This is a genomic window from Myxococcales bacterium, assembly GCA_012517325.1.
Lineage (GTDB): Bacteria > Lernaellota > Lernaellaia > Lernaellales > Lernaellaceae > JAAYVF01.
This window is the reverse complement of sequence record JAAYVF010000009.1, coordinates 60,657-80,536: the sequence shown is the minus strand read 5'-3', so window position 1 is coordinate 80,536 and position 19,880 is coordinate 60,657. Positions and strand designations below refer to the sequence as shown.

The 19,880-nt window shown below is 62.0% G+C and carries 16 protein-coding genes; 9 read left to right on the top strand and 7 right to left on the bottom strand.

Going from position 1 to position 19,880, the window contains the following annotated elements:
* Positions 1 to 32: 32 nt before the first annotated feature.
* The gene (locus GX444_02435; GenBank protein ID NLH47439.1) at positions 33 to 563 is read right to left on the bottom strand and encodes a methylated-DNA--[protein]-cysteine S-methyltransferase; all 531 of its coding nucleotides are present in this window, start codon (positions 561 to 563) and stop codon (positions 33 to 35) included.
* A gap of 226 nt (positions 564 to 789) precedes the next feature.
* Here GX444_02435 and fusA point away from each other — a divergent pair, with 226 nt between their 5' ends.
* Positions 790 to 2,853, top strand: a complete 2,064-nt coding sequence (fusA, locus tag GX444_02430) for an elongation factor G (GenBank protein NLH47438.1) — start codon at positions 790 to 792, stop codon at positions 2,851 to 2,853.
* A gap of 58 nt (positions 2,854 to 2,911) precedes the next feature.
* Here the strand turns inward: fusA and GX444_02425 are convergent, their stop codons facing one another.
* The 4 genes from GX444_02425 to GX444_02410 form a co-directional block, all read right to left on the bottom strand.
* Complete coding sequence (locus tag GX444_02425; GenBank protein NLH47437.1) at positions 2,912 to 4,732, bottom strand: formylglycine-generating enzyme family protein; 1,821 nt, start codon at positions 4,730 to 4,732, stop codon at positions 2,912 to 2,914.
* A gap of 87 nt (positions 4,733 to 4,819) precedes the next feature.
* A complete protein-coding gene (locus tag GX444_02420; GenBank protein ID NLH47436.1) occupies positions 4,820 to 5,230 on the bottom strand; it encodes a gamma-glutamylcyclotransferase in 411 nt (136 codons plus the stop codon).
* 168 nt (positions 5,231 to 5,398) lie between these two features.
* Positions 5,399 to 6,697: a hypothetical protein gene (locus GX444_02415; protein ID NLH47435.1), complete on the bottom strand. Its 1,299-nt coding sequence runs from the start codon at positions 6,695 to 6,697 to the stop codon at positions 5,399 to 5,401.
* Positions 6,690 to 7,781, bottom strand: a complete 1,092-nt coding sequence (locus GX444_02410; protein NLH47434.1) for a Gfo/Idh/MocA family oxidoreductase — start codon at positions 7,779 to 7,781, stop codon at positions 6,690 to 6,692. Before GX444_02410 ends, GX444_02415 begins: the two co-directional genes overlap by 8 nt.
* Positions 7,782 to 7,920: 139 nt before the next feature.
* Here GX444_02410 and GX444_02405 point away from each other — a divergent pair, with 139 nt between their 5' ends.
* The gene (locus GX444_02405) at positions 7,921 to 8,772 is read left to right on the top strand and encodes a hypothetical protein (protein NLH47433.1); all 852 of its coding nucleotides are present in this window, start codon (positions 7,921 to 7,923) and stop codon (positions 8,770 to 8,772) included.
* 111 nt (positions 8,773 to 8,883) lie between these two features.
* Here the strand turns inward: GX444_02405 and pckA are convergent, their stop codons facing one another.
* A complete protein-coding gene (pckA, locus tag GX444_02400) occupies positions 8,884 to 10,455 on the bottom strand; it encodes a phosphoenolpyruvate carboxykinase (ATP) (protein NLH47432.1) in 1,572 nt (523 codons plus the stop codon).
* A gap of 148 nt (positions 10,456 to 10,603) precedes the next feature.
* On the opposite strand from pckA, the gene GX444_02395 reads away from it, so the two are divergent.
* Positions 10,604 to 11,299, top strand: coding sequence for a protein-L-isoaspartate(D-aspartate) O-methyltransferase (locus GX444_02395; GenBank protein ID NLH47431.1), 696 nt, complete (start codon positions 10,604 to 10,606; stop codon positions 11,297 to 11,299).
* A 33-nt stretch (positions 11,300 to 11,332) separates the two neighbouring features.
* Here GX444_02395 and GX444_02390 read toward each other — a convergent pair whose 3' ends face one another.
* Positions 11,333 to 13,090 carry a hypothetical protein gene (locus GX444_02390; GenBank protein NLH47430.1) on the bottom strand — a complete coding sequence of 586 codons (1,758 nt, stop codon included), beginning with the start codon at positions 13,088 to 13,090 and terminating at the stop codon, positions 11,333 to 11,335.
* A gap of 96 nt (positions 13,091 to 13,186) precedes the next feature.
* Here GX444_02390 and GX444_02385 point away from each other — a divergent pair, with 96 nt between their 5' ends.
* The 6 genes from GX444_02385 to GX444_02360 all read left to right on the top strand — a co-directional run bounded on the left by GX444_02385 (position 13,187) and on the right by GX444_02360 (position 19,879).
* Positions 13,187 to 13,576, top strand: a complete 390-nt coding sequence (locus GX444_02385; protein ID NLH47429.1) for a hypothetical protein — start codon at positions 13,187 to 13,189, stop codon at positions 13,574 to 13,576.
* Positions 13,545 to 14,675 carry a hypothetical protein gene (locus GX444_02380; GenBank protein NLH47428.1) on the top strand — a complete coding sequence of 377 codons (1,131 nt, stop codon included), beginning with the start codon at positions 13,545 to 13,547 and terminating at the stop codon, positions 14,673 to 14,675. The genes GX444_02385 and GX444_02380 overlap by 32 nt, the downstream gene beginning before the upstream one ends.
* Positions 14,676 to 14,700: 25 nt before the next feature.
* Complete coding sequence (locus tag GX444_02375; GenBank protein ID NLH47427.1) at positions 14,701 to 16,458, top strand: glycosyltransferase family 39 protein; 1,758 nt, start codon at positions 14,701 to 14,703, stop codon at positions 16,456 to 16,458.
* A 117-nt stretch (positions 16,459 to 16,575) separates the two neighbouring features.
* Entirely contained in the window at positions 16,576 to 17,301 is a 726-nt protein-coding gene (locus GX444_02370) for a restriction endonuclease (protein NLH47426.1), read from the top strand.
* Between the two features lie 17 nt (positions 17,302 to 17,318).
* On the top strand, positions 17,319 to 18,008 hold the full coding sequence (locus GX444_02365) for an S-adenosylmethionine-binding protein (protein ID NLH47425.1): 690 nt from the start codon (positions 17,319 to 17,321) through the stop codon (positions 18,006 to 18,008).
* Between the two features lie 92 nt (positions 18,009 to 18,100).
* A complete protein-coding gene (locus GX444_02360; protein NLH47424.1) occupies positions 18,101 to 19,879 on the top strand; it encodes a sulfatase in 1,779 nt (592 codons plus the stop codon).
* Position 19,880 lies beyond the last annotated feature (1 nt).

Genomic DNA, 19,880 nt, shown 5'->3' with positions numbered 1-19,880 from the left:
AACCTGAATCGCGGGAAGCAAGGGCGCCGTGCTCAGCGCCGGATGAAATAGTCGCGGTCGACGGTCAACCCTTCCAGGGTCAGCAATTCCCGTTTCATCGGCAGCCCGCCGCCGAAACCGCCCAGGTGGCCGTCGGAACGCACCACCCGGTGGCAGGGCACCACCAGCGGAAACCGGTTGTTGGCCATGACCTGGCCGACGGCGCGGGCGGCTTGCGGATGGCGCGCCTTTCGCGCCAACTCGCCGTAGGAAAGCACCTCGCCGTACGGGATGCGGAACGTCGCGCGGGTCACCGCCAGTTCGAACGGCGCCAGCAGCCGCAGTTCCAGATCGTCCAGCGTGAAATCCGGCCGCTCGCCCGCCAGATAGGCACGAATCTTCGCGGCCACCGGCGGCGGATCGCCCGCGACCGTTTGACGGGCGGCTTTCTTCTGCGCGGGGCCGGGCAGCAGAATCGCCCGTGCCAAAGGAAATTGCTCGGGGTCCCAAATCAGGGTCAGGGCCAGCTTTCCCCAGGGAATGAGGTGATGGCAAAGCCTGCCGCCGGCAACCGGTTTTTTCATCGCGGGTTCCTTTCCGCCTGAATTTGTCTCCTACTAAACCAGCCGGCGGGCGGATGGTCAACCGCGATGAATCGAGGATGACAACGTTTTTGCGTTCGAGCGCCAGATGTATGGCAACCTCGCCCCAAACGGAATACACCCGCCTTGCTACCCGGGGCGCATTGGTGTATAAACCGCGCTCCTTTGCCCCGGGCGGGGGAGAAAAAAAAGAGGTTTGGAGGTTGTTATGCCATTGACCAAAGTTCGCAACATCGGCATCGTCGCGCACATCGATGCCGGTAAAACCACCGTCACCGAGCGGGTGTTGTTCTACACCGGCGTGACCAAACGCATGGGCGAGGTTCACGACGGCCGCGCCACCATGGACTTCATGAAGCAGGAGCAGGAACGCGGCATCACCATCGCCTCCGCAGCCATCACCTGCAAGTGGCAGGGCCACACGATCAACCTGATCGACACCCCCGGCCACGTGGATTTCACGCTGGAAGTCGAGCGTTCCCTGCGCGTCCTGGACGGCATGGTCATCGTTTTCTGCGCCGTTTCGGGCGTCGAACCGCAATCGGAAACCGTCTGGAACCAGGCCGAGCACCACAAGGTGCCGCGCATCGCCTTCGTCAACAAAATGGACCGCGAGGGCGCCGATTTTCCCAATGTGCTGACGATGATGGACGAAATGCTCGACGCCAAGGCCGTCGCCTTTCAACTGCCGATCGGCGCCGGCGCCGAATTCGAGGGCATCGTCGACCTGGTCGAGATGAAGGCGGTACTGTACGAGGAAGACAAAAAGCTCGTCACCGACGTTCCGGAAAATCTGCGCGAGGCCGCCGCGAAAGAACGGATCAAACTGCTCGAACGGCTGGCCGAATTCGACGACGAGCTGGCGGGTTTGTACCTCGACGACCAGGAAATCCCGAACGAGCTGATCTGGCGCGTCGCGCGCCGTTGCGTCCTGGGCGATTTGCTGACGCCGGTGTTCTGCGGTTCGGCCTACAAGAACAAGGGGATCACCCCGATGCTCGACGCGGTCGTGAAACTGCTGCCCTCGCCGCTGGACAAGGGCGCGGTGGTCGGTTCGGACATCAGCGACCCCGCCAAGACGCACAAGCGCCTGCCCACGGTGACCGACCCGTTCTCGGCCCTGGCGTTCAAGATCATCCACGATCCCTTCGTTGGACAGCAAACCTTTATCCGGCTTTATTCCGGCGTCCTGCGCTCGGGCGACAAGGTATACAACCACCGCCGCCGCCACACCGAGCGCGTCGGCCGCTTGTTGCGCATTCACGCCCGCGAACGCCTGGAAATCGACGAGGCCTCGGCCGGCGACATCGTCGCCCTGGTCGGCATGAAGCAGACGATCACCGGCGACACCCTCTGCGACCCTGACAACCCGCTGGTTTACGAGTCGATCCAGGTGCCGCCGACGGTCATTTCCGTCAGCGCTTCCGCCAAGAGCGTCAAGGAAATGGAAAAGCTGGCGGCGTCGCTCGCCAAGTTGGCGCTCGAGGACCCGTCCTTCAAGGTCAGTTACGACGACGAGACCAAGGAAACGGTCATTTCGGGCATGGGCGAACTGCACCTGCAGATCATCGTCGACCGCCTGAAGACCGATTTCAACGTCGAGGCGCAGGTCGGCGCGCCCAAGGTCGCCTACCGGCAGACGATCACCCGCGAATCGCGCGTCAACTACCGGCACGTCAAGCAGAGCGGCGGCCGCGGCCAGTTCGCGCACATCATCTTCCGCGCCGAGCCCAACCCCGACGGCGGCTATGTGTTCGAGGATCACACCAAGGGCGGCGTCATCCCGCAGGAATACATTCCGTCGGTCGATCGCGGCATTCAGGAAGCGATGGAAAAAAGCCTCGGCTGGCCGGTCGTGGACGTGCGGGTCGTGCTCGAGGAAGGCTCGTTTCACCCGGTGGATTCGTCGGACATGGCCTTCAAGATGGCGGGCATCATGGGCTTCAAGGAAGCGTTCGCCAACGGCGGGCCGGTGCTGCTCGAGCCGATCATGAAAATCGAAATCGCCACGCCCGACGATTTCATCGGCGATCTGACCGGCGACCTGGGCCAGCGCCGCGGCCGCATCACCAACATGCGCCGCTACCGCAAGGGCTCGCAAAAACTGATCGGCACCGTGCCGCTGGCCGAAATGTTCGGCTACGCCACGACGTTGCGCTCGCTGTCGAGCGGCCGCGCCAACTATTCGATGGAACTGCTCAAGTACGCGCCCGTGCCGGCGGCCGTCGAAAAGAAGGTGCGTGAGGCGCAAAAAGCCGACCAAAAGGCCTGATTGTTTCCCGGATTCGTTTCCGGTTTATTTTCAGGGCGACCCGACGGGGTCGCCCTTTTCATTTCGCGCAGCGGAACCCGAAATTCGCGTACCGGCCGACGGTGTCGCCCTCGAAGCGGTTGCTGACCCGCGCGTTGGACTCGCCGGAATACCAACTGCCGCCGCGCATGGCGCGATACTGGCCGCTCGCCGGGCCGGTCGGATTCTGCGCCGGGCTGCCCTGGTAATAGTCGGCCGCGTAATAATCGGCGGTGAATTCCCAGACGTTGCCCAGGATGTCGAACAGGCCGAAGGCATTGGCGTCTTTTTGTTTCGCCGGGTGCGTGCGGCTGCCGGCGTTGAAGATATCCCAGGCGACCTGATCCAGGCAGGCGGCGGCGTCGCCGCAGTAATAGCGGGTCGTAGCGCCGGCGCGCGCCGCGTATTCCCACTCGGCCTCGGTGGGCAGCCGGCCGCCCACCGCTTCGCAAAACGCCTTGGCCTCGGACCAGGTGAGGAATTCGACGGGGCAGTCGGGACAATCGGCGTACCAGGAAGGATTGGCGCCGACGACCTGTGAGTACTGCTGCTGGGTGATCTCGGTTTCGGTCAGTTGAAATCCGGCCAGTTGCACGGTGTGCGCCGGAAACTCGTCGGCGTCGCACAACTCGTCGTTCGGCGAGCAGCCCATCGAGTAGCTGCCGGCCGGGATATTGATCCAGGTCGGCTCGACCTCGCCCGCCGTAATCGGGCTGAGGCGGAAAGTCACCGTGTTCAGAACTTCCGGCGTCAGGGCGTCGAGCACGAATTGCGCCGGGTAGTAACCGAATTTCGAAATGCGCAGATAAAAGCCGCTCCCTTCCCGCCCGGCGCAAAGCGGCAGATCGGCGAAGGGGTGCTGGCCCGCCGAATTGGTGTAGGCGACCAGCCCGACCGGCGACAACGTCAAACGGGCGCCGCCGATCGGCGCGTCGGACACGGCATCGAGCACCTCGACGAGCAAATCGACGTTACCGGACACGTCTGGCAATTGCTTGGGTTTGGCCAGCACAAAGAAAAAGGAAGCCGGCGAACTGTTCGCCAGGGGATCGTTGCTCGTATACAGTTCGAACGAGCTGTCGGTCGGATAGCAATTCCCCTGGTAGAGGGTCGGCAGGAACTTGGCGAAATCCGGATGCGAACGATCGTAAACCGCCAAGGTCACCGGCACCGCCGCGGTGGCCGTCTCCGGGTCGGTGAACAGGGCGAGCTGAATGATTTTCGCGGTCGTCGCCTGATTCGCCAGGGAACCGACCTTGGTTTCCAATCCCGCCAGGGTTTCGGTGCCCGCCGATTCGAAAAAGAAAATCAGCAGGACGCGCAACAGATCGGGCGCGATCCGCGCGCTGATCACCATCGGCTCGTTGACCGAAGCGGCGAAATTGCGCGGCAACCCCAACAGGTATTCCTGATTGAACACCCCGGCCATCATCGTCGAAGCGCGTTTCGTCTCGACGTTCGCCAACGTCGCCACGTCGGCCAGAAACGGCAGGTAGACGCCCGTCTCGTCCAGCGCCAGGATCGCGGCCTGCCCGTCCTTGGTGATCAAATACACTTTGATTCCCGGCAACAGCCGGTCGGTCTGGCCTTCGTCCAGGACGTACAAGCCAAGCGTGCCCTGGCCGTCCACCGTGAACTCGACAAAGCCTTCGGCGTCCGTCGTCCGGCCGATGATCGAGACGCCGTCCAGTTCGAACGCGCCGCCGTCATCGCCGTTCGTACCGTCACCCGAATCGTCGCCGGAGTTGGAATCATCGTCGTCATCATTGTCCTGGTCGTTCTTGCCGTTCTCGCAAGCGTCGGCAAGAACGGACAGCACCAGACACAACAATAGTATGATAACCAGGTTCCGGATTTTCATGACCAAAACCCCTACGGAAAATAATACAAGATAACCCCTAGAGCGGGAGGCGCTCTACCCCGAAAAAAAAGTGGGTATATCACATTTCTATCGGCGAGTAAAACTGGTTATTTGTAACTCTTTATTGCCGAGATGGGATGTCAATAATATCTTCCGGCGGAAGTTGCCCGCCAGTTCGATTTCCGCGATGCGGCCCAGTTCCTCGCCGGACAACGCCAACCAGGCAATCCCGGTCAACACGCAACCGGGCGTTTCGGGAGACGACAGCATGAAGGGAATGGAACAGCCATCGATCTCCAGAATTTCATGACGGAAGCCGAACACGATCGCCGGCGCGAACGTCGCTTCGCGCCCCAGTAATTTCGTCATTTTCCGCGGATTTTGCAGCGAACCGCAGACGAAAACACCTTGCCCGTCCAAGGGAATTTCACTCGATCCATCGGTGGATTCGGCGAAAAAAAGGACATTGGCTTTTTCGTCGTAGCGCGGCGTATACACGGCGTCGTCACCTCGAATTCCGTTTTACCCATCACCCTGAACGCCAATCTGACTGTCACCCTGAACTTGTTTCAGGGTCTCATCCATGAATGCCGAAACAAGTTCGGCATGACGGGTTGGTTGGCGATCCCTTTTCTTCATTTCCCATTCGCCCTCTCGCATTCCCCATTAAAATATTTCGATCGGTCGCGCGGCGCGCGCCGCATCGTAAACCCGTTCGCGCAGATTCAAGGCGGAGACCACGGCGGCGGACGGCAGATGAACGACCGACCGTCCGCCGGTCAGGCCGACCATTTCCGCCGCGGCGTTCTTGTAGACGACCGCCCAATCATCCCGCATTCCGGTTTCCATCCCGTATACCTGCATGGTTTTACCGATCCGGGCAATGAGCGGCGGCTCCTGGGTTCGTTCGGCCATGCCGCGCCGCAACCGCAGAAAACCGTCGGTGCCGGTGTATTCGATTTCCAGATCGTGGGGAAAATAATCGGACCGGACGTACAATTCGGGCGCATAGGCGCATTCCAGCAAACCCAATCTTCCCGGCGCCGCGAACCGGCAGGCGATCAACCCCTGCCCGCCGCGCGCGGCGTCCATCGGCTGCAGATAAGCGGTCAGGCTCGCCGCCGGGCCGCCCAAGAAGGTCAGCAGCAGAAAACGGTCGAACGCCGGGTGCCGCAAGGGTTGCTCGCCGAACGGCGGATCGAGTTGTTTCGCCGCTCCCGGGCCGCCCAGGGTCGCCCGGATCCGCAGCATCGTCGGTTCGCCGATCGCTCCCGCTGTCACCAGTTCCTTGAGCTTTTGCAGCGGCGGATAATAAAAATACGAATCGTAGATGCGCGGCAGCCCGCCGCCCCGCGCCGCCGCGTCGGTCAACTGCCGCCAGGCCGTCGCGGTTGTCGCCGCGCCAAGGTGCAGCGAAACCGCCGCGCCGCGCGCCAGGGAGGCCGCCGCCAGGGCCAGGGCTTCCGGCCCGTCCAACACGATTTCCAGGCCGTCGGCCGAGGCCGGCGAGTCCACCAGACGGCAATCCGGACGGCCCCGATAAGCCTCGCGCAGGAACTCGAATTCCGGCGCCTCGCCGACCAGGGCGATGCGGGCGGGCGCCTCGCGCCGGTGACTTTCAACGACCTTGCTTTCGGCGTACGAAGCGACCGGATCGGGGACGCCGCCGCGGTGATGGCGCCAGGCGCCCATCATAACGGAAAGGATTTGCGCGTCGCGGCCCTCGACGAGAATCCGGCGCAGGGCTTCACCGCCTGGCGGGAGGTCGCGAATCACGCCGCGCAAATCGTCGATCTGCCGCACCGCCTCGGGGTTTGCGGTCGTTATCCGGACGAGCCGTTCGGCGGCGTCCAGCAGCGCCAGTAAGGCGCCGCGCGGCAACCGCACGACGAGCCGCAGCAACGCCAGGACGACTCGGAACATCGCCCGCAAACCGCGCTCCCGCCACGTTAGCCGCCTAGCCATGAACCGCCTCCCGCACCAGGTCGTCGGTGACTTCCGCGGGCCGGACCTCGCGCCCCAGGCGGCCGGCGACGATGATCGCGAAGGCGAAGCGCAGGATCTCGACGGCGCGTTCGCCGGTCAGCAGGGTATCGCGGTTTTCGCGGATGGCGCGCGGGAAGTCGCGGATGCCCGCCGTGAAACTCGCCTGCCAATCGGTTTCCAGTTCGTCGAACAGCGTCCGGCGGCCGTCGCGGTAGAGGATCAACGCCGGCTCGTCCAGGATCTGCGCGGTGCAGCGGGTCAACTGGATCAGGCCCTTCGTGCCGACGATGTCGATGCGTTCGTCGGCGGGAAAGTACTTGGAGCGGGTGTACAGGTTGGGCTGAAACGCGATGTCGAAGCTGCCCAGCGCCCTTTTATCCCGGTAGCACCAGAGGATCTGCGCCGGCTCGTCCACGTAGGCGAAGGAACAATCGACGAACGCCTTGACCGCCTCGATCGCGCCGAGGAAATGGATGGCGGTCGACAGCTTGTGGTAACCGTCGTCGAAGATAGCCTGGCCGCGGCCCTGTTCGTACTCGAGCAGATGCCACAACTCCGACTTGAGCGGCACCCAGCGCGAGCCGAACAACCCCGTGCCCAGCTTGAAACGGATCGTCAGCACCTCGCCGATCTCGCCGGCTTCGAGCAGTTCCTTGGCTTTGACGTAGGGCGGATAAAAAACGAAATTTTCCAGCACGCGAAAGCGCCCCGGGCCGCGCCGCGCCGCCGCCGCCATCTCCTCGGCCTCGGCGAGGCTGGTCGCCAGCGGCTTCTGGCAGGCGACGTGCTTGCCCGCCGCCAGCGCCTCGAGCACGAATTTTTTGTGCAGGTGATGCGGCGTGTTCACCTCGACCAGATCGATCGTCGGGTCTTGCAGCACCGCCCGGTAATCGGTCGTGGTGCGCGTGACGCCCCATTCGGCGCGCCGCCGCGCCAGCAGGTTTTCGTCGACGTCGCAAAGCAGTGCCAGTTCGACGTCCGGGCAATCGCGATAGGCCGGGTAATGCAGCAGGGTGATGTCGCCGACTCCGATCATCGCCGCGCGCAACTTCCGTTCGGGCATGTTGTGCTCCGGTGAAGGCAACGACAATGTTAAGGGCCGCGCGGCCGCGGGGTCAAACGATATTTCGCCTCGCCGATGGGCCGGAAAACGAAAAATGGTTATACTGCGACCGAACCAGCGCCGAAAGGATTCGCCGCGAATGATTCGCCGCCGCCCGTCTCGTTGGCTGTTTTTGCTGTTGGCGTCGGTCGCCGGCCTGACGGCGGCCTGCGCCGACGGGCCGCACTACTCGTTCGCCGTCGTCGGCGATTTGCAGCAGCCGGGCGACGCCGATTACCGCGCGGTGTCGTCGCTGATCGTGCGGCAGATCGCGGCGAGCCGGGCGCGCTTCGTGGTGCTGATCGGCGATCTGATCTACGGCGTCGGCCCGCAAAAGTGGGAGCAGTTCGACCGGCTGGTCAAACCCTTGCGCGACGCCGGCCAGACGTTGTACGCCATTCCCGGCAATCACGACGGCGAATCGCCCGAAATGGCCGCCGGCTTCGCCGCGCGCTTCGGCGATCGCCACCGCGTGGTGCAGGAAGCAGGAGTGTCGCTGGTGCTGCTCGACAGCGAACCGCTCAATCAGGTCGTCGACTGGTCGCTGGGCGATGAACAGACCGCCTGGCTCCAATCCAAACCCTGGCAAAAACCCGACGGCACCAAACCGCTCTTGTTTTTCTTCGTTCACCGGCCGCCCTATCGTTCCGACTACTACCGCCAACGCGATCCGGGCCAAAAGTACGAACCCGAAAAGCCGGAAATCGGCCGCCTGCTGACCTCGCTGGGAGCCGACGCGGTGTTCAGCGGCCACGAACACCTGTACGCCAAGCGCCGCCAGGACGGCGCGGTCTTTTACATCGCCGGAGGCGGCGGCGGCACGCTGCTGACCGGCCAGCACCACTACCTGCTTGTGACGATCTACCCCGACGAGCGCCGTTGGAAAGTGAAAAAAATCGACGTGCGCACCGGCAAGAAGGTCGATTACTTCGTCTGGCCGAAGGAAGATTAGGTAAGAAGCCCCTCATCCCCAACCCTTCTCCCACGAAGGGGGAAGGGAAAGCAGTTTCGCACCTCGCCCTTGCATGGGAGAGGGGTCGCGCAGCGGGGGTGAGGGATTTTTCTAAACGCGCGGCGCGGCGGCTTTGATCTCCTTGCTCGCGTACGAGTCGAATTTCTTGAAATTCTCGGCGAACAAGCCGGCCAGTTTCACCGCCTGGGCGTCGTAGGCCTTTTTGTTCTTCCAGGTCTGGCGCGCGGTGAGCAATTCGCCGGGCACCTCGGGACAGGATTCCGGCACGAGCACCTGGAAAATCGGGTCGGGGCGCATCGGCACCGTGTTCAGCGCGCCGGACAGCGCCGCGTGTACCATGGCGCGGGTGTGGCCGATGGGCATCCGGTGGCCCTGCCCGTACGGACCGCCCGTCCAGCCGGTGTTGATCAACCAGCAATTCACCTTGTGCCGGGCGATCTTCCGGCCGAGCAGATCGGCGTAGACGGTCGGCCGCAGCGCCATGAACGGCGCACCGAAACAGGCCGAGAACGTGGCTTTCGGTTCGGAAACGCCGCGTTCGGTGCCGGCGACCTTGGCGGTGTAACCGGAAATGAAATGGTACATGGCCTGAGCCGAGGTCATTTTGGCGATGGGCGGCATCACGCCGAACGCGTCGGCCGTCAGCATGACGATGTTGGTCGGGTGGTCGCCGCAGCCGTCCGGGGCGGCGTTGGAAATCAGCGTGATCGGGTAGCCGGCGCGGGTGTTGAGCGTCAGGGAGCCGTCATCCAGGTTGATCGCCCGCGTTTCCGGATCGATCACGACGTTTTCCAGGACGGTGCCGAAGCTGTGGACGCAATCCCAGATGACCGGTTCGGCGGTCGGCGACAGGTTGATCACCTTCGCATAACAGCCGCCCTCGAAATTGAAGACGCCATGCGGGCCCCAGCCGTGTTCGTCATCGCCGATCAGCCGCCGCTTCGGATCGGCCGACAACGAGGTCTTGCCCGTGCCCGACAGGCCGAAGAACAGCGCGACGTCGCCGCCTTCGCCGATGTTCGCCGAGCAGTGCATGCTGAGGATCTTTTTCTGCGGCAAGAGGTAATTCATCAGCGTGAAAATCGATTTTTTGATCTCGCCCGCGTAGGAAGTACCGCCGATGAGGATTTTTTTCGCGGCGAAATTCGCCACGACGAAGGCCTCGGAACGCGTGCCGTCCTGTTCGGGCACGGCCTGGAAATTCGGCGCGTGCAACAGCGTGAACTCCGGAACGAAGGCCGCCAGTTTTTCCGGATCGGTTTCGCGGATGAACAGGCTGCGCGCGAACAGGCTGGCCCAGGCGGTTTCGGTGATGATGCGGATCGGCAGGCGGTAGTACGGATCGGCGCCGACGTAGCAATCCTGCGCGTAAAGCTCGCGGCCCTGATAATAGGCGCGCACCTTCGATTCGAGCCGGGCAAAGGCATCCGGGTTCAACGGCTGGTTGTCGGGGCTCCACCAAACCTTGTCCTTGGTGGAACGATCCTCGACGATGAACTTGTCGCGCGGCGAGCGGCCGGTGTATTGGCCGGTGCGCACGACGATAGCGCCGGAATTGGTCAGCAGCCCTTCCCCTCGGCGAATGACTTCCCCGACCAGGGTCCCGGTAGAGAGATTTCGGTTGCATTTCAATACGTTGATCAGCTCGATTCCGTGGGTCATGCCAGCGTTCTCCCGTGGCGCTTTTTTGTGTTTAAGCTGAACCAGAATGCCGCCTTTTTCATCGATGTCAATTATTAATTTCACTCGCCGGACGATTTTTTGTAAAACGGGCGAAGCGAAGAAAAATCTCACCACGGGAGGGAGAATCATGCGCTCCATTCGCCTGGCATTCGCCGTTCTGCTCGCCTTCGCCGTTGCCTGCGTGGCCGCCGATTGGGACGTTCAGCGCGCCAAGCTGGTCGCGGCCGTCAAAGCCCAGGGAGTCACCGACGCCAAGGTGCTCGCGGCGCTCGGCAAGGTACCGCGCCACCTTTTCGTGCCCGAAGCCATGCGGTCGCTGGCCTATCGCGACGAGCCCCTGCCGATCGGCCACGAACAGACCATCAGCCAACCGTTCATCGTCGGCTTCATGACCCAGGCGCTGGCTTTGAAAGGCGGCGAAAAAGTGCTGGAAATCGGCACCGGCTCGGGTTACCAGGCGGCGGTGCTCGCCGAGATCGCCCATGACGTCTTTTCCATCGAGATTATCTGCGACCTGGCGACCCAGGCCGACGAACGACTGCGCGGCCAGGGCTATAAAAATATTCACGTCAAATGCGGCGACGGCTATCAAGGTTGGCCGGCCGAGGCGCCGTTCGACGCGGTGATCGTCACCGCCGCGCCGGATCACGTGCCGCAGCCGCTGGTGGATCAACTCAAGGTCGGCGGCCGGATGGTCATCCCCGTCGGCAAGAATTCGCAGGAACTGCTTCTGCTGACCAAGACCGACCGGGGCGTCGAGCGCCACAGCATCCTGCCCGTCCTGTTCGTGCCGATGACCGGGCCGGGGGCGGCGGGGAAGTGACCCGGCATCGTCGCTGATTTTTCGTGCTTGATTTTATTTGCCCTTCCCGTGCTGCAACGCGAAAATCCGGCGATGGAATTCCTCGAGGGTGGTGAGGGTAAAAGTTCCCCAGAGCCAATCGGCGTCGGCTTTTTCCAGCGGCAGGAAGGATTCATAGCCCGGTTGGCCGAGCAGGTCACGGCGGATCAGGCCGATGACCCCATGAGCGGGCTCTTGCGCCGTCCAGTACCCGGCTTTCAGGCCCTGCCAGCGTTCGACCGAACCGCGCCGGATCGGCCGGTCGTCGTCGGTGAGCAGCCACACGAACTGATATTCCCGCGCCGTACGCGGGTCGATCATCAGCTTTTTCTGCGCCTCGGCCCCGATGTTCGACATCACCCATTTGATCAGCCCGGCGTCGCCTTCCGGCATCAAGCCGGGCCAGGAAAAGATCAATTCCGGCCGGCGTTCCATGACGTAGTCGATGTCGTATTTTTCATGGCCGGTGATCGCCTTGCCGGTCGGCACCTGGGCGTGGGCGATGTGCACGTCGGTCAGCCCGACCAGGTCGAGAATGTAACGGTGCGAGAAGTAACCCATCGCGCCGATCGGCACGGTGGCGATTTTCGCGTCGGGCGGCGTATGGCGGCCGAGCAGCGCGGCCACGTAGGCCCAGTCTTTCGTGTTGAGCACGACGAACCCGTGCACCAGACCCTGTGGCGGATAGCGGCCGATGAAGTAGATCAGGTTGAACAACCCGAGCAGGAAAAACGCCGTCACCAGTTTGATCCGCCGCGAATAGCCGCTCGGACCGTGCAAGCGCCGCCGCTTGGCCAACGCCGCCACGCCGTACCACCAGGCGACCAGCACCATCGGCGCGTAGGACGGCAGTAAGAACCGGTGATAGGAGAAAAAGTCCGCGCCGACCAGCAGGCAATAGACAATCGATGTCGTCACCAGCCCCAGCATCACCTTCACCCAGCGCGGCGCCGGGCGCTCGCGGCGCGCGTACAACAGCGCGACCAGCCCCAGCAGCGGCACCACCATGCCGAAGAACCAGCGCATCAGGTACAGGACACCGGTCCAGGTGAGGGACGCGCTGACTTTCGTCACCTTGGCGTAAAAGGTGTTGGGCAGCGGGTAGCCGAAATAATGCCAGCGCCACAGCCAGTAGCCGCCGAAGAGCCCCAGCACGATCGCGCTATAGACGATCGCCTTGCCCCAGGCGAATTTTTTCGGCTGCTCCCACCAGATGCTCAAAGCCAGCGGAATCGCCAGCAAAATACCGTCGGGGCGCAACAAGCCGGCCATGACCGTCACCAGCGCGGTCAGCCACGGCAGGCGGCCGGTTTCGCGCTCCCACAAATGCAAGCGCACCGCGCCGATCCAGGCCAGCGCCACCAGCGACATTTCCATGCCCGAATACGCCCAGGCCAGACCGGAAAAACCGATCAGCACGAACGCGACGGCGAACAAGCCCAGCACTCCGGTCGGTCCGCCGTCACGCCGCCGGATGAAGAACCACGTCAGCAACGCCACCAGGGCCCAGGCAAGAATATTGAACGTCGTGGCGACCTGATCCAGGCGCTCCGTCACCAGGGAAAACGGGGCCAAAAGCACCATGTGCAGAAACGCGGTGCAACCCTCGACGCGCTCGCCGGGATTGAAGACGATGCCGTGACCGGCGGCCAGATTGCGGGCGTAGGTGTAGGTGATCCAGGCATCGTCGACGATGCCCAGTTGGGGGGTCAACGCGCGGAAAATCCCCAAAATCAGCAGGAAGAACAGAAAAAGCAGCACCGTTTTTCGCATCGTCACACCCGTTTTAAGTGGGTTGAATTATAGTTGTCCTTGTCATCGCCTGTCCATGTGGTAAAAGAAGGCAGTTTGTCCACGGGGTAAGGGAAAATGAAACGCTTCGGACTCGCGTTCGTGTTGATCGCCTTGTTGACGCTCGGCGCCGCCTGCGCCACGACCAGCCCGCTGGCGACGCCCGCCAAGGATCTGGCCAAACTGCCCGGCGTCTGGGAAGAGGAATGGCCCGGCATGCCGACCAAGGATCGCTACCGGATCACGGTGACCGGCGAAAACGTCGCGGTGACGGCCGTCACCAATCCGGAAAAGCAACAAATCCGCAACGTCGCGTTCCAATACAAAAGGCTCTCGTTTTTCGTGGACCTGGACGGCAGCGCGATTTATTACGACCTGGTGCTGATCAGTGACGGCGTGCTCTCGGGCAAGGTCACCGGCGGCAAGAGGAATTTCGATGAAACGGTTCGCTGGTACAAGGTGGAATAGCCCTTCCCGTTCGTTCGGACGGTGGTGGCCGCTGCCGGCGTTGCTCGTGCTGTTGCTGGCGGTCGGCTGCGGCTCCGTCGGGCCGCGCCGGGTCGCCGAGGAAGGGCTCGACAACGAGACCAAGGTGGCGGCTTGGGCCGGGGTTTGGACCGAGCAATGGCCCGAGGCCGAGGAACAGGACAAGTTCCGCATCAACCTGCTCAACGACGGCTACACCATTCAAATCGACCCGTTGACCAACGCGGGCCAGCAAGTGCTGGCGGATTTGCGCTGGGACGGTAAAACCCTGCAATTCACCAACTACATCGACAGCCGGCCGATCTACTACATCCTGCGGATCGACGACACCGGCGAGGTGCTTAACGGCACCGTCCGCTCCGCCGAGGGCCGCGTCAATCAAATCCAGTGGATCAAGGAAGGTTCTGCCTACACGCCCGCGGAATCGCGCCAGACGGTGGAAACGGATCTCGCCGGCAAGGCGGTGGACCTCGCCGACTGGGCGGGCAACTGGGAAGAGGAGTGGCCCGACCGGCAGGAGCGCGACGCCTACCGGATTCGCCTCGACGGCGACCGCCTCACGCTGGAAACCCTGTCGAACATCGAAAAACAAGGGTTCGAACTGATCGAGTGGAACGGCCGCCGGCTGGCTTTCGTGTTGCGTTTCAGCCAGAGCACGCTCGGCTACGAATTGTTTCAGGACAGCGCCAACCGGCTGATCGGCATCGTCACCATGCCCGACGGCGTCAATCGGCGGATCGCCTGGAATCGCGTCGGCCCCGCGCCGAAAGGGCGCCGGATCGCGGCGAAACAGTTGAACGGCACCTGGAAGGAATACTGGCCGGGCCGCGGCGACAACGACTTGTATCAAATCAAACTGCTCGACGAAAAACGGGCGAGCATCAGCCCGGTCACCAACGCGGGCCGCCAATCGCTGGCCGGCGCGCAATGGGCCGCCGGCGAGTTGTCGTTTGAACTGACCTACGACCAGAACACCATCGTCTACCGCCTGAAGCTGACGGACCCCAACACCCTGAGCGGTGAAATCCGGCTGCCGGACGGCCGGATCGCGCACCTCGCGTGGCTGCGCATCGGCGAATGATTCTCCCCATGGCGGGGTCGCACCGATGAAAAAAAACCTGGCCGTCCTCGCCTCGCCGCTCGTCGCCCTCGGCGGTGTCGCCGCTTATTGGCTCGGCAACCGTTGGTGCGGGCCGTTCGCCGCCGCGCGGCGTTACGGCCGCTCCGGCAACGTCGACTGGCGCTTCGCGATGCCCGCCGGCGAATGGCTTTGGGTTCTGTTCGCCGCGCTGGTCACGCTGGCCGCGTTCGGCCTGCTGTTCCTGTTGCGCGATCGCCAAACCGCCGCGCCGCAGCCCCGTCGCCTCGTCTGGCTGTTGCCGGTCGTCGCGGCCGCCTTGTTGGCCGGGGCCATCCGCTTGTTCGTGCTGCAAAGCCAGCCGATCGTCGATGACGAGGCGGCCTATCGTTTCGAGGCCCGGACCCTCGCCGCGGGCCGGCTCACCGCGCCGCCGCCGCCCAACCGCAAAGCCTTCGACTACATCTTCCTCGGCAGTTACCGCGGGCATTGGTTCAGCCAATACAGCTACGGCCACCCGGCGATCCTGGCCGCCGCCGAGCACCTGGGATCGATGGGCCTGACCGGGCCGCTCTTCACCGCGCTGATCGTCCTGCTGATCTTTTTGCTGGCGCGCCGGTTGTTCGACGAGGACACCGCGCGCTACGCGGCGTTTTTCGCGGCCTGCAGTCCGCTGCTGCTTTCCACCGGCGCCACGCTGCTGTCGCAGAACACGGCCACGGCACTCACTCTCCTGGGAATTTACCTCGCGCTGGTCGCCGCCGATTCCGGGCGCTTCGTCCACGTTTTTTTAACGAGCCTGGTTTTCGGCGCGGCGCTGTGGATCCGCCAGTACGAACCGGGAATCATGGGCCTCGGGCCGCTGGCCTACCTCGTGGCCACCTGGTGGCGGCGGCCGAACCGGCTGGCGCTGATCGGCGCGGCGGCGCTCGGCGCGGCGCTGACTCTGGGGCCGTTGCTGTTGCTGCAATGGAAGCTCTGGGGGCATCCGTTCTGGACGAACTACCAGGCTTATTGGTGGGGCTACCTGGGCGTACAGGTCGCCTCGCCGTTCAGTTTCGGCGCGGCGATCGAAACGCGCCACACGCCGTGGCTCGGGTTGCGGTTCACGCTCTACAACCTGGTGCGGCTGGACTGGTTTCTGCTCGGCCTGCCCGGCGGCCTGGCGCTGGCGATTTACGGCGCGCGGTTGCGGCGCGACTCGATCGCCAGGCTGGCCGTGTTGTCGGGAGTGGTGCTCAACTTCGCCGTCCTCTTTTTCTATTTCTGGCCGGGGCTATCCGATACCGGCCCGCTGCTTCATCACACCTCCGGGGCCGTGCTGATCGTCTTTCTGGCGGCCGGTTGGCGACGACTGACCGCGCGTTTCCGGCTGCCGTCGTGGGCCTGGCTCTGCCTGCCGCTGCTGGCCGCGACCACGTTCTGGCCGTCGCAGTTGGGCGCCCTGTACCGCGCCGCCCTGGCGGGCGGCGAATTGCCGCGACTGGCCAGGGAAATGGAGTTGAAAAACGCCGTCGTCTTCGCCGCCAAGCTCCCGTGGATCGGCCACGAACGCTGCTCGGTTTACGGGTTGCCGCTGCCCGAACCCGACCTTTCCGACGAGGTGCTGTTTTTGCAAACGCAAGGCGTGCCCGTCGACGTGGACCTGGCCGCGAAGGCCTTTCCGGGCCGCGAAATCTATTTCCTGCGCCAGATCGACGGCCGGGTCGCGCTGCTGCCGCTGGTCGACTACACCGGCGAGGAAAGCCTGCGGCAGGCGGCCCGCGACCGCGATCTGCCCGATTAGAAAACAATGACCTTTTCACCTTGCACTTCAAATCGTCTATGCTATTTTTATTTCAATGTTGGGTGTCTTCTAAATAGTTGAGGTAAAAAGTCATTAAACCCTTTTGGGAAAATGGAAATGTTTGAAAAGGCAAGAAGCAAAGGTTTTCAAATTGTAACACTTCACCATGCAGAAGCGATTCTGATGCATGATATGGCCGCTGCTGTGACAGAAATAGAAAAAGTGCTTCTTGGAATAAAAATACCACCAGAGGAGTTAATCCGGGGAGGAGGCGGTGAGGGTGAATTAACACAACGAATGAGACATGAATTGGCCGCATCTGGCTGGATGAAACATAATTTCGAGATTAAGAAAATTATTGACGGAAAAGAAAGGGAGTCGATTTCGCATCAAATTGATCATGTCAAACATTTTGAGACTGGCACCTTTGCTCTGGAGATTGAGTGGAATAATAAAGATCCATTTTTCGACCGCGATTTAGAAAATTTCAAACGTCTTCATGCCGATGGTGCCATATCAATTGGAGCCATTATCACAAGAGGTTCTACACTTCAGGATTCTCTACGTGAAGTTGTCAAAAGATTCGCTATACAGAAAAAAATTTCTAAAATAAATGATCTTTCTCAATATTACACTCCCACCGATCGTCAAAAAAAGATTATCAAACAGAAAGAACAGGCAGAAGGTTCTTTCGAAGCTGGATGGGCACATGCATTTGTTTCGGACAAATTCGGGGAAGCAACAACACATTGGCGAAAACTAGAGGATCGGGTTCAACGCGGTGTTGGCAATCCATGCCCCTTGCTGTTAATAGGCATTCCAAGAAATGTCATTATTGCTTAGACGCTAGGGAGAGATAAATGGCACCGAAAATTTATAATCTCACCACCCCAAATCCCTCGGAAGATCTTCTTGCAAAAAGAACTGGACAATATTCGACAATTTTAGCCGATCCGCCATGGCAGTTTCAAAATCGAACCGGGAAAATGGCGCCCGAACACAGAAGATTATTAAGATATCCGACAATGGAGTTGAAAGAAATTCTGGAATTGCCTGTCGCCAAATTGGCGGCGGCAAAATCACATTTATATTTATGGGTACCCAACGCGCTACTTCAAGAGGGTTTGAAAGTTATGGAAGCCTGGGGTTTTACATATAAATCCAATTTGGTTTGGTATAAAATTCGCAAGGATGGTGGACCTGACGGGCGTGGGGTCGGATTTTATTTCAGGAATGTCACCGAATTGGTACTTTTTGGCGTCCGTGGTAGAATGCGAACCCTTCCCCCAGGCCGGACTCAAGTCAATCTTTTTTGCACCAAAAAGCGGGAACACTCCCGCAAGCCGGATGAAATCTACGATCTAATCGAATCTTGTTCTCCCGGTCCGTATTTGGAGCTATTCGCACGTTTTCGTCGCCAAGGATGGAGCCAATGGGGCAATGAAGATGTGGAGGAAAATTCCTATTATGGTGTGGCCAAACGCAATGGCCATGCTGACCCACAATTGCGTTTACTAGAAATCCCTCGTGGTCGCGGTTCCAAAACCTGACACTCGCGAATATTCACGCCGGGGCGTTTTTCACCGGGAAATGATTAGTCTAGTATAGGGCCCTTGGTTCAACGACGTACCGGGATATCGACATGCGCCTGAATCGACTCTGGATCGTCCTGCTGCTTTCCCTGCTCGGCCCGGCCTGCGCCAAACAGCAGGCCTACCGGCCGGTGCCGTTGCCGCCGGTGCGCCACGTCGTGCTGATCAGCATCGACTCGCTGCGGCCGGATCACCTCGGCGTTTACGGCTATCCGCGCCCGACCTCGCCGCGCCTGGACGCCTTCGCGCAGGACGCCATCCGTTTCGACCGCGTTTACAGCTCGGCCAACTGGACCCTCCCCGCCCACGCCGGCCTGCTGACCGGCCGCATGTCCTCGGCCCACGGCGCGATCCTGCTGGGCAGCGTCGTGCGCGCCGAAATGCCCTTCGTCTCCGAATCCCTGCAGGCCAACGGCTTCGCCACCGCCGCCTTCACCACCCATTCCTTCCTGAGCCAGACCCACGGCATGAGCCGCGGCTTCGACACCTTTGACTACGAGCAGGAAAGCCCCGCGCCCAAGGTCACCGGCAAGGCGATCGACTGGCTGAACCGGCAACCGGCCGAAAAGCCGACGTTCCTGTTCCTGCACTACTTCGACGTGCACTATCCCTACGGCCGCCCCGACGCGCCCGTCGAACAATTCGCCAAACCCGATTGCCGCGGTCCGGTCAACGTCGGCCAACTGCTCACCGCCGGCCTGCAACAGGATTGGAAAAAGTTCGAGTGCTACAAGGACCTTTACGACAGCGGCATCGCGCTGGTCGACCGCGAATTGGGCCGCCTCTTCGACGCCATGAAGCAAAGCGGGCGCTACGACGACACGTTGATCGTGGTGACCGCCGATCACGGCGAACTGCTGGGCAAGGGCGAAGGCGCCACGCACGGCATCTCGATGCAGGAGGCGGAAATCCGCGTGCCGCTGCTGCTGAAATGGCCGCGAAGCGCCGGCCGGAACACCACGGTCGCCCAGGTGGTCAACACGATTCAGCTGCCGGCGACGATCCTGGAAGCGGTCGGCCTGAATTCCTTCCCCACCGATCTGCCGAGCCTGCAACCGCTGCTGGCCGGCAAACCGGGCGTGTCTTGGGTGGGCTGCGAAACCGGCAACATGGGTTACCAGGAAATCGCGATCATCCGCGGCGACGACAAGCTGATCCTGCCGCCGCCGTACCGCATCATCGATATGAAAATGACGCCGAAGCTGGTCAACATCAAAAAAGGCGAAACCATCGATCTCTGGACGAAAAACCCGGAGGTGGTCGCGGACCTGCTGGCGCTGGCGGAAAAGAGCGGCTGGTACGGCCGCGGCACGGCCTACGAAATCGACTATTCCCTGACAAAAAGCGCCCGGCCGCTGTTTCTGCACGCCGAGTTGCCGCCGGGCGCCAAGGTGGTCCAGGTGCGGCCGATCAACCGGCAGTTCGAGCTTTCCGGCGGCCGCCTGGTCCAGGTTCCCGAGGCGTTCAAGCAGCAGGCGGACGGCATCGACATCCGCCTGGATCCGACGAAAAAGGGCGAGGGTTTTCTGATCATCGTGGAAAAGCCCGACCCGGCGCTGCGCTTCGACGTGGAAGGAAACGAGAACCGCGGCGCGGTCAAGCTGCTGGCCGGTCCCGACCGCGAGGCCTGGTCCGATTCGCCGTTCGAATTCGAGGCGTTCGAGGATCGCTGGCAGCCGGCCGAGCCGCCGGCGGGCGATTACGTCTGGATTCGCGCCTATCCGGTGCTGCACCTGAACCGGCCCGGCGCGGGCCTGTCGACCGAAGCGGCGGTGATGACGCCGGAGCAGCAGCGGGTGCTGCGCAGCCTCGGTTACCTGTCGATGTAAG

Excerpts from the sequence above, each read along its gene's own strand:
- GX444_02435 (NLH47439.1), bottom strand. The coding sequence starts at position 563 with ATGAAAAAACCGGTTGCCGGCGGCAGGCTTTGCCATCACCTCATTCCC.
- fusA (NLH47438.1), top strand. The coding sequence starts at position 790 with ATGCCATTGACCAAAGTTCGCAACATCGGCATCGTCGCGCACATCGAT.
- GX444_02425 (NLH47437.1), bottom strand. The coding sequence starts at position 4,732 with ATGAAAATCCGGAACCTGGTTATCATACTATTGTTGTGTCTGGTGCTG.
- GX444_02415 (NLH47435.1), bottom strand. The coding sequence starts at position 6,697 with ATGGCTAGGCGGCTAACGTGGCGGGAGCGCGGTTTGCGGGCGATGTTC.
- GX444_02410 (NLH47434.1), bottom strand. The coding sequence starts at position 7,781 with ATGCCCGAACGGAAGTTGCGCGCGGCGATGATCGGAGTCGGCGACATC.
- GX444_02405 (NLH47433.1), top strand. The coding sequence starts at position 7,921 with ATGATTCGCCGCCGCCCGTCTCGTTGGCTGTTTTTGCTGTTGGCGTCG.
- pckA (NLH47432.1), bottom strand. The coding sequence starts at position 10,455 with ATGACCCACGGAATCGAGCTGATCAACGTATTGAAATGCAACCGAAAT.
- GX444_02395 (NLH47431.1), top strand. The coding sequence starts at position 10,604 with ATGCGCTCCATTCGCCTGGCATTCGCCGTTCTGCTCGCCTTCGCCGTT.
- GX444_02390 (NLH47430.1), bottom strand. The coding sequence starts at position 13,090 with ATGCGAAAAACGGTGCTGCTTTTTCTGTTCTTCCTGCTGATTTTGGGG.
- GX444_02385 (NLH47429.1), top strand. The coding sequence starts at position 13,187 with ATGAAACGCTTCGGACTCGCGTTCGTGTTGATCGCCTTGTTGACGCTC.
- GX444_02380 (NLH47428.1), top strand. The coding sequence starts at position 13,545 with ATGAAACGGTTCGCTGGTACAAGGTGGAATAGCCCTTCCCGTTCGTTC.
- GX444_02375 (NLH47427.1), top strand. The coding sequence starts at position 14,701 with ATGAAAAAAAACCTGGCCGTCCTCGCCTCGCCGCTCGTCGCCCTCGGC.
- GX444_02370 (NLH47426.1), top strand. The coding sequence starts at position 16,576 with ATGTTTGAAAAGGCAAGAAGCAAAGGTTTTCAAATTGTAACACTTCAC.
- GX444_02365 (NLH47425.1), top strand. The coding sequence starts at position 17,319 with ATGGCACCGAAAATTTATAATCTCACCACCCCAAATCCCTCGGAAGAT.
- GX444_02360 (NLH47424.1), top strand. The coding sequence starts at position 18,101 with ATGCGCCTGAATCGACTCTGGATCGTCCTGCTGCTTTCCCTGCTCGGC.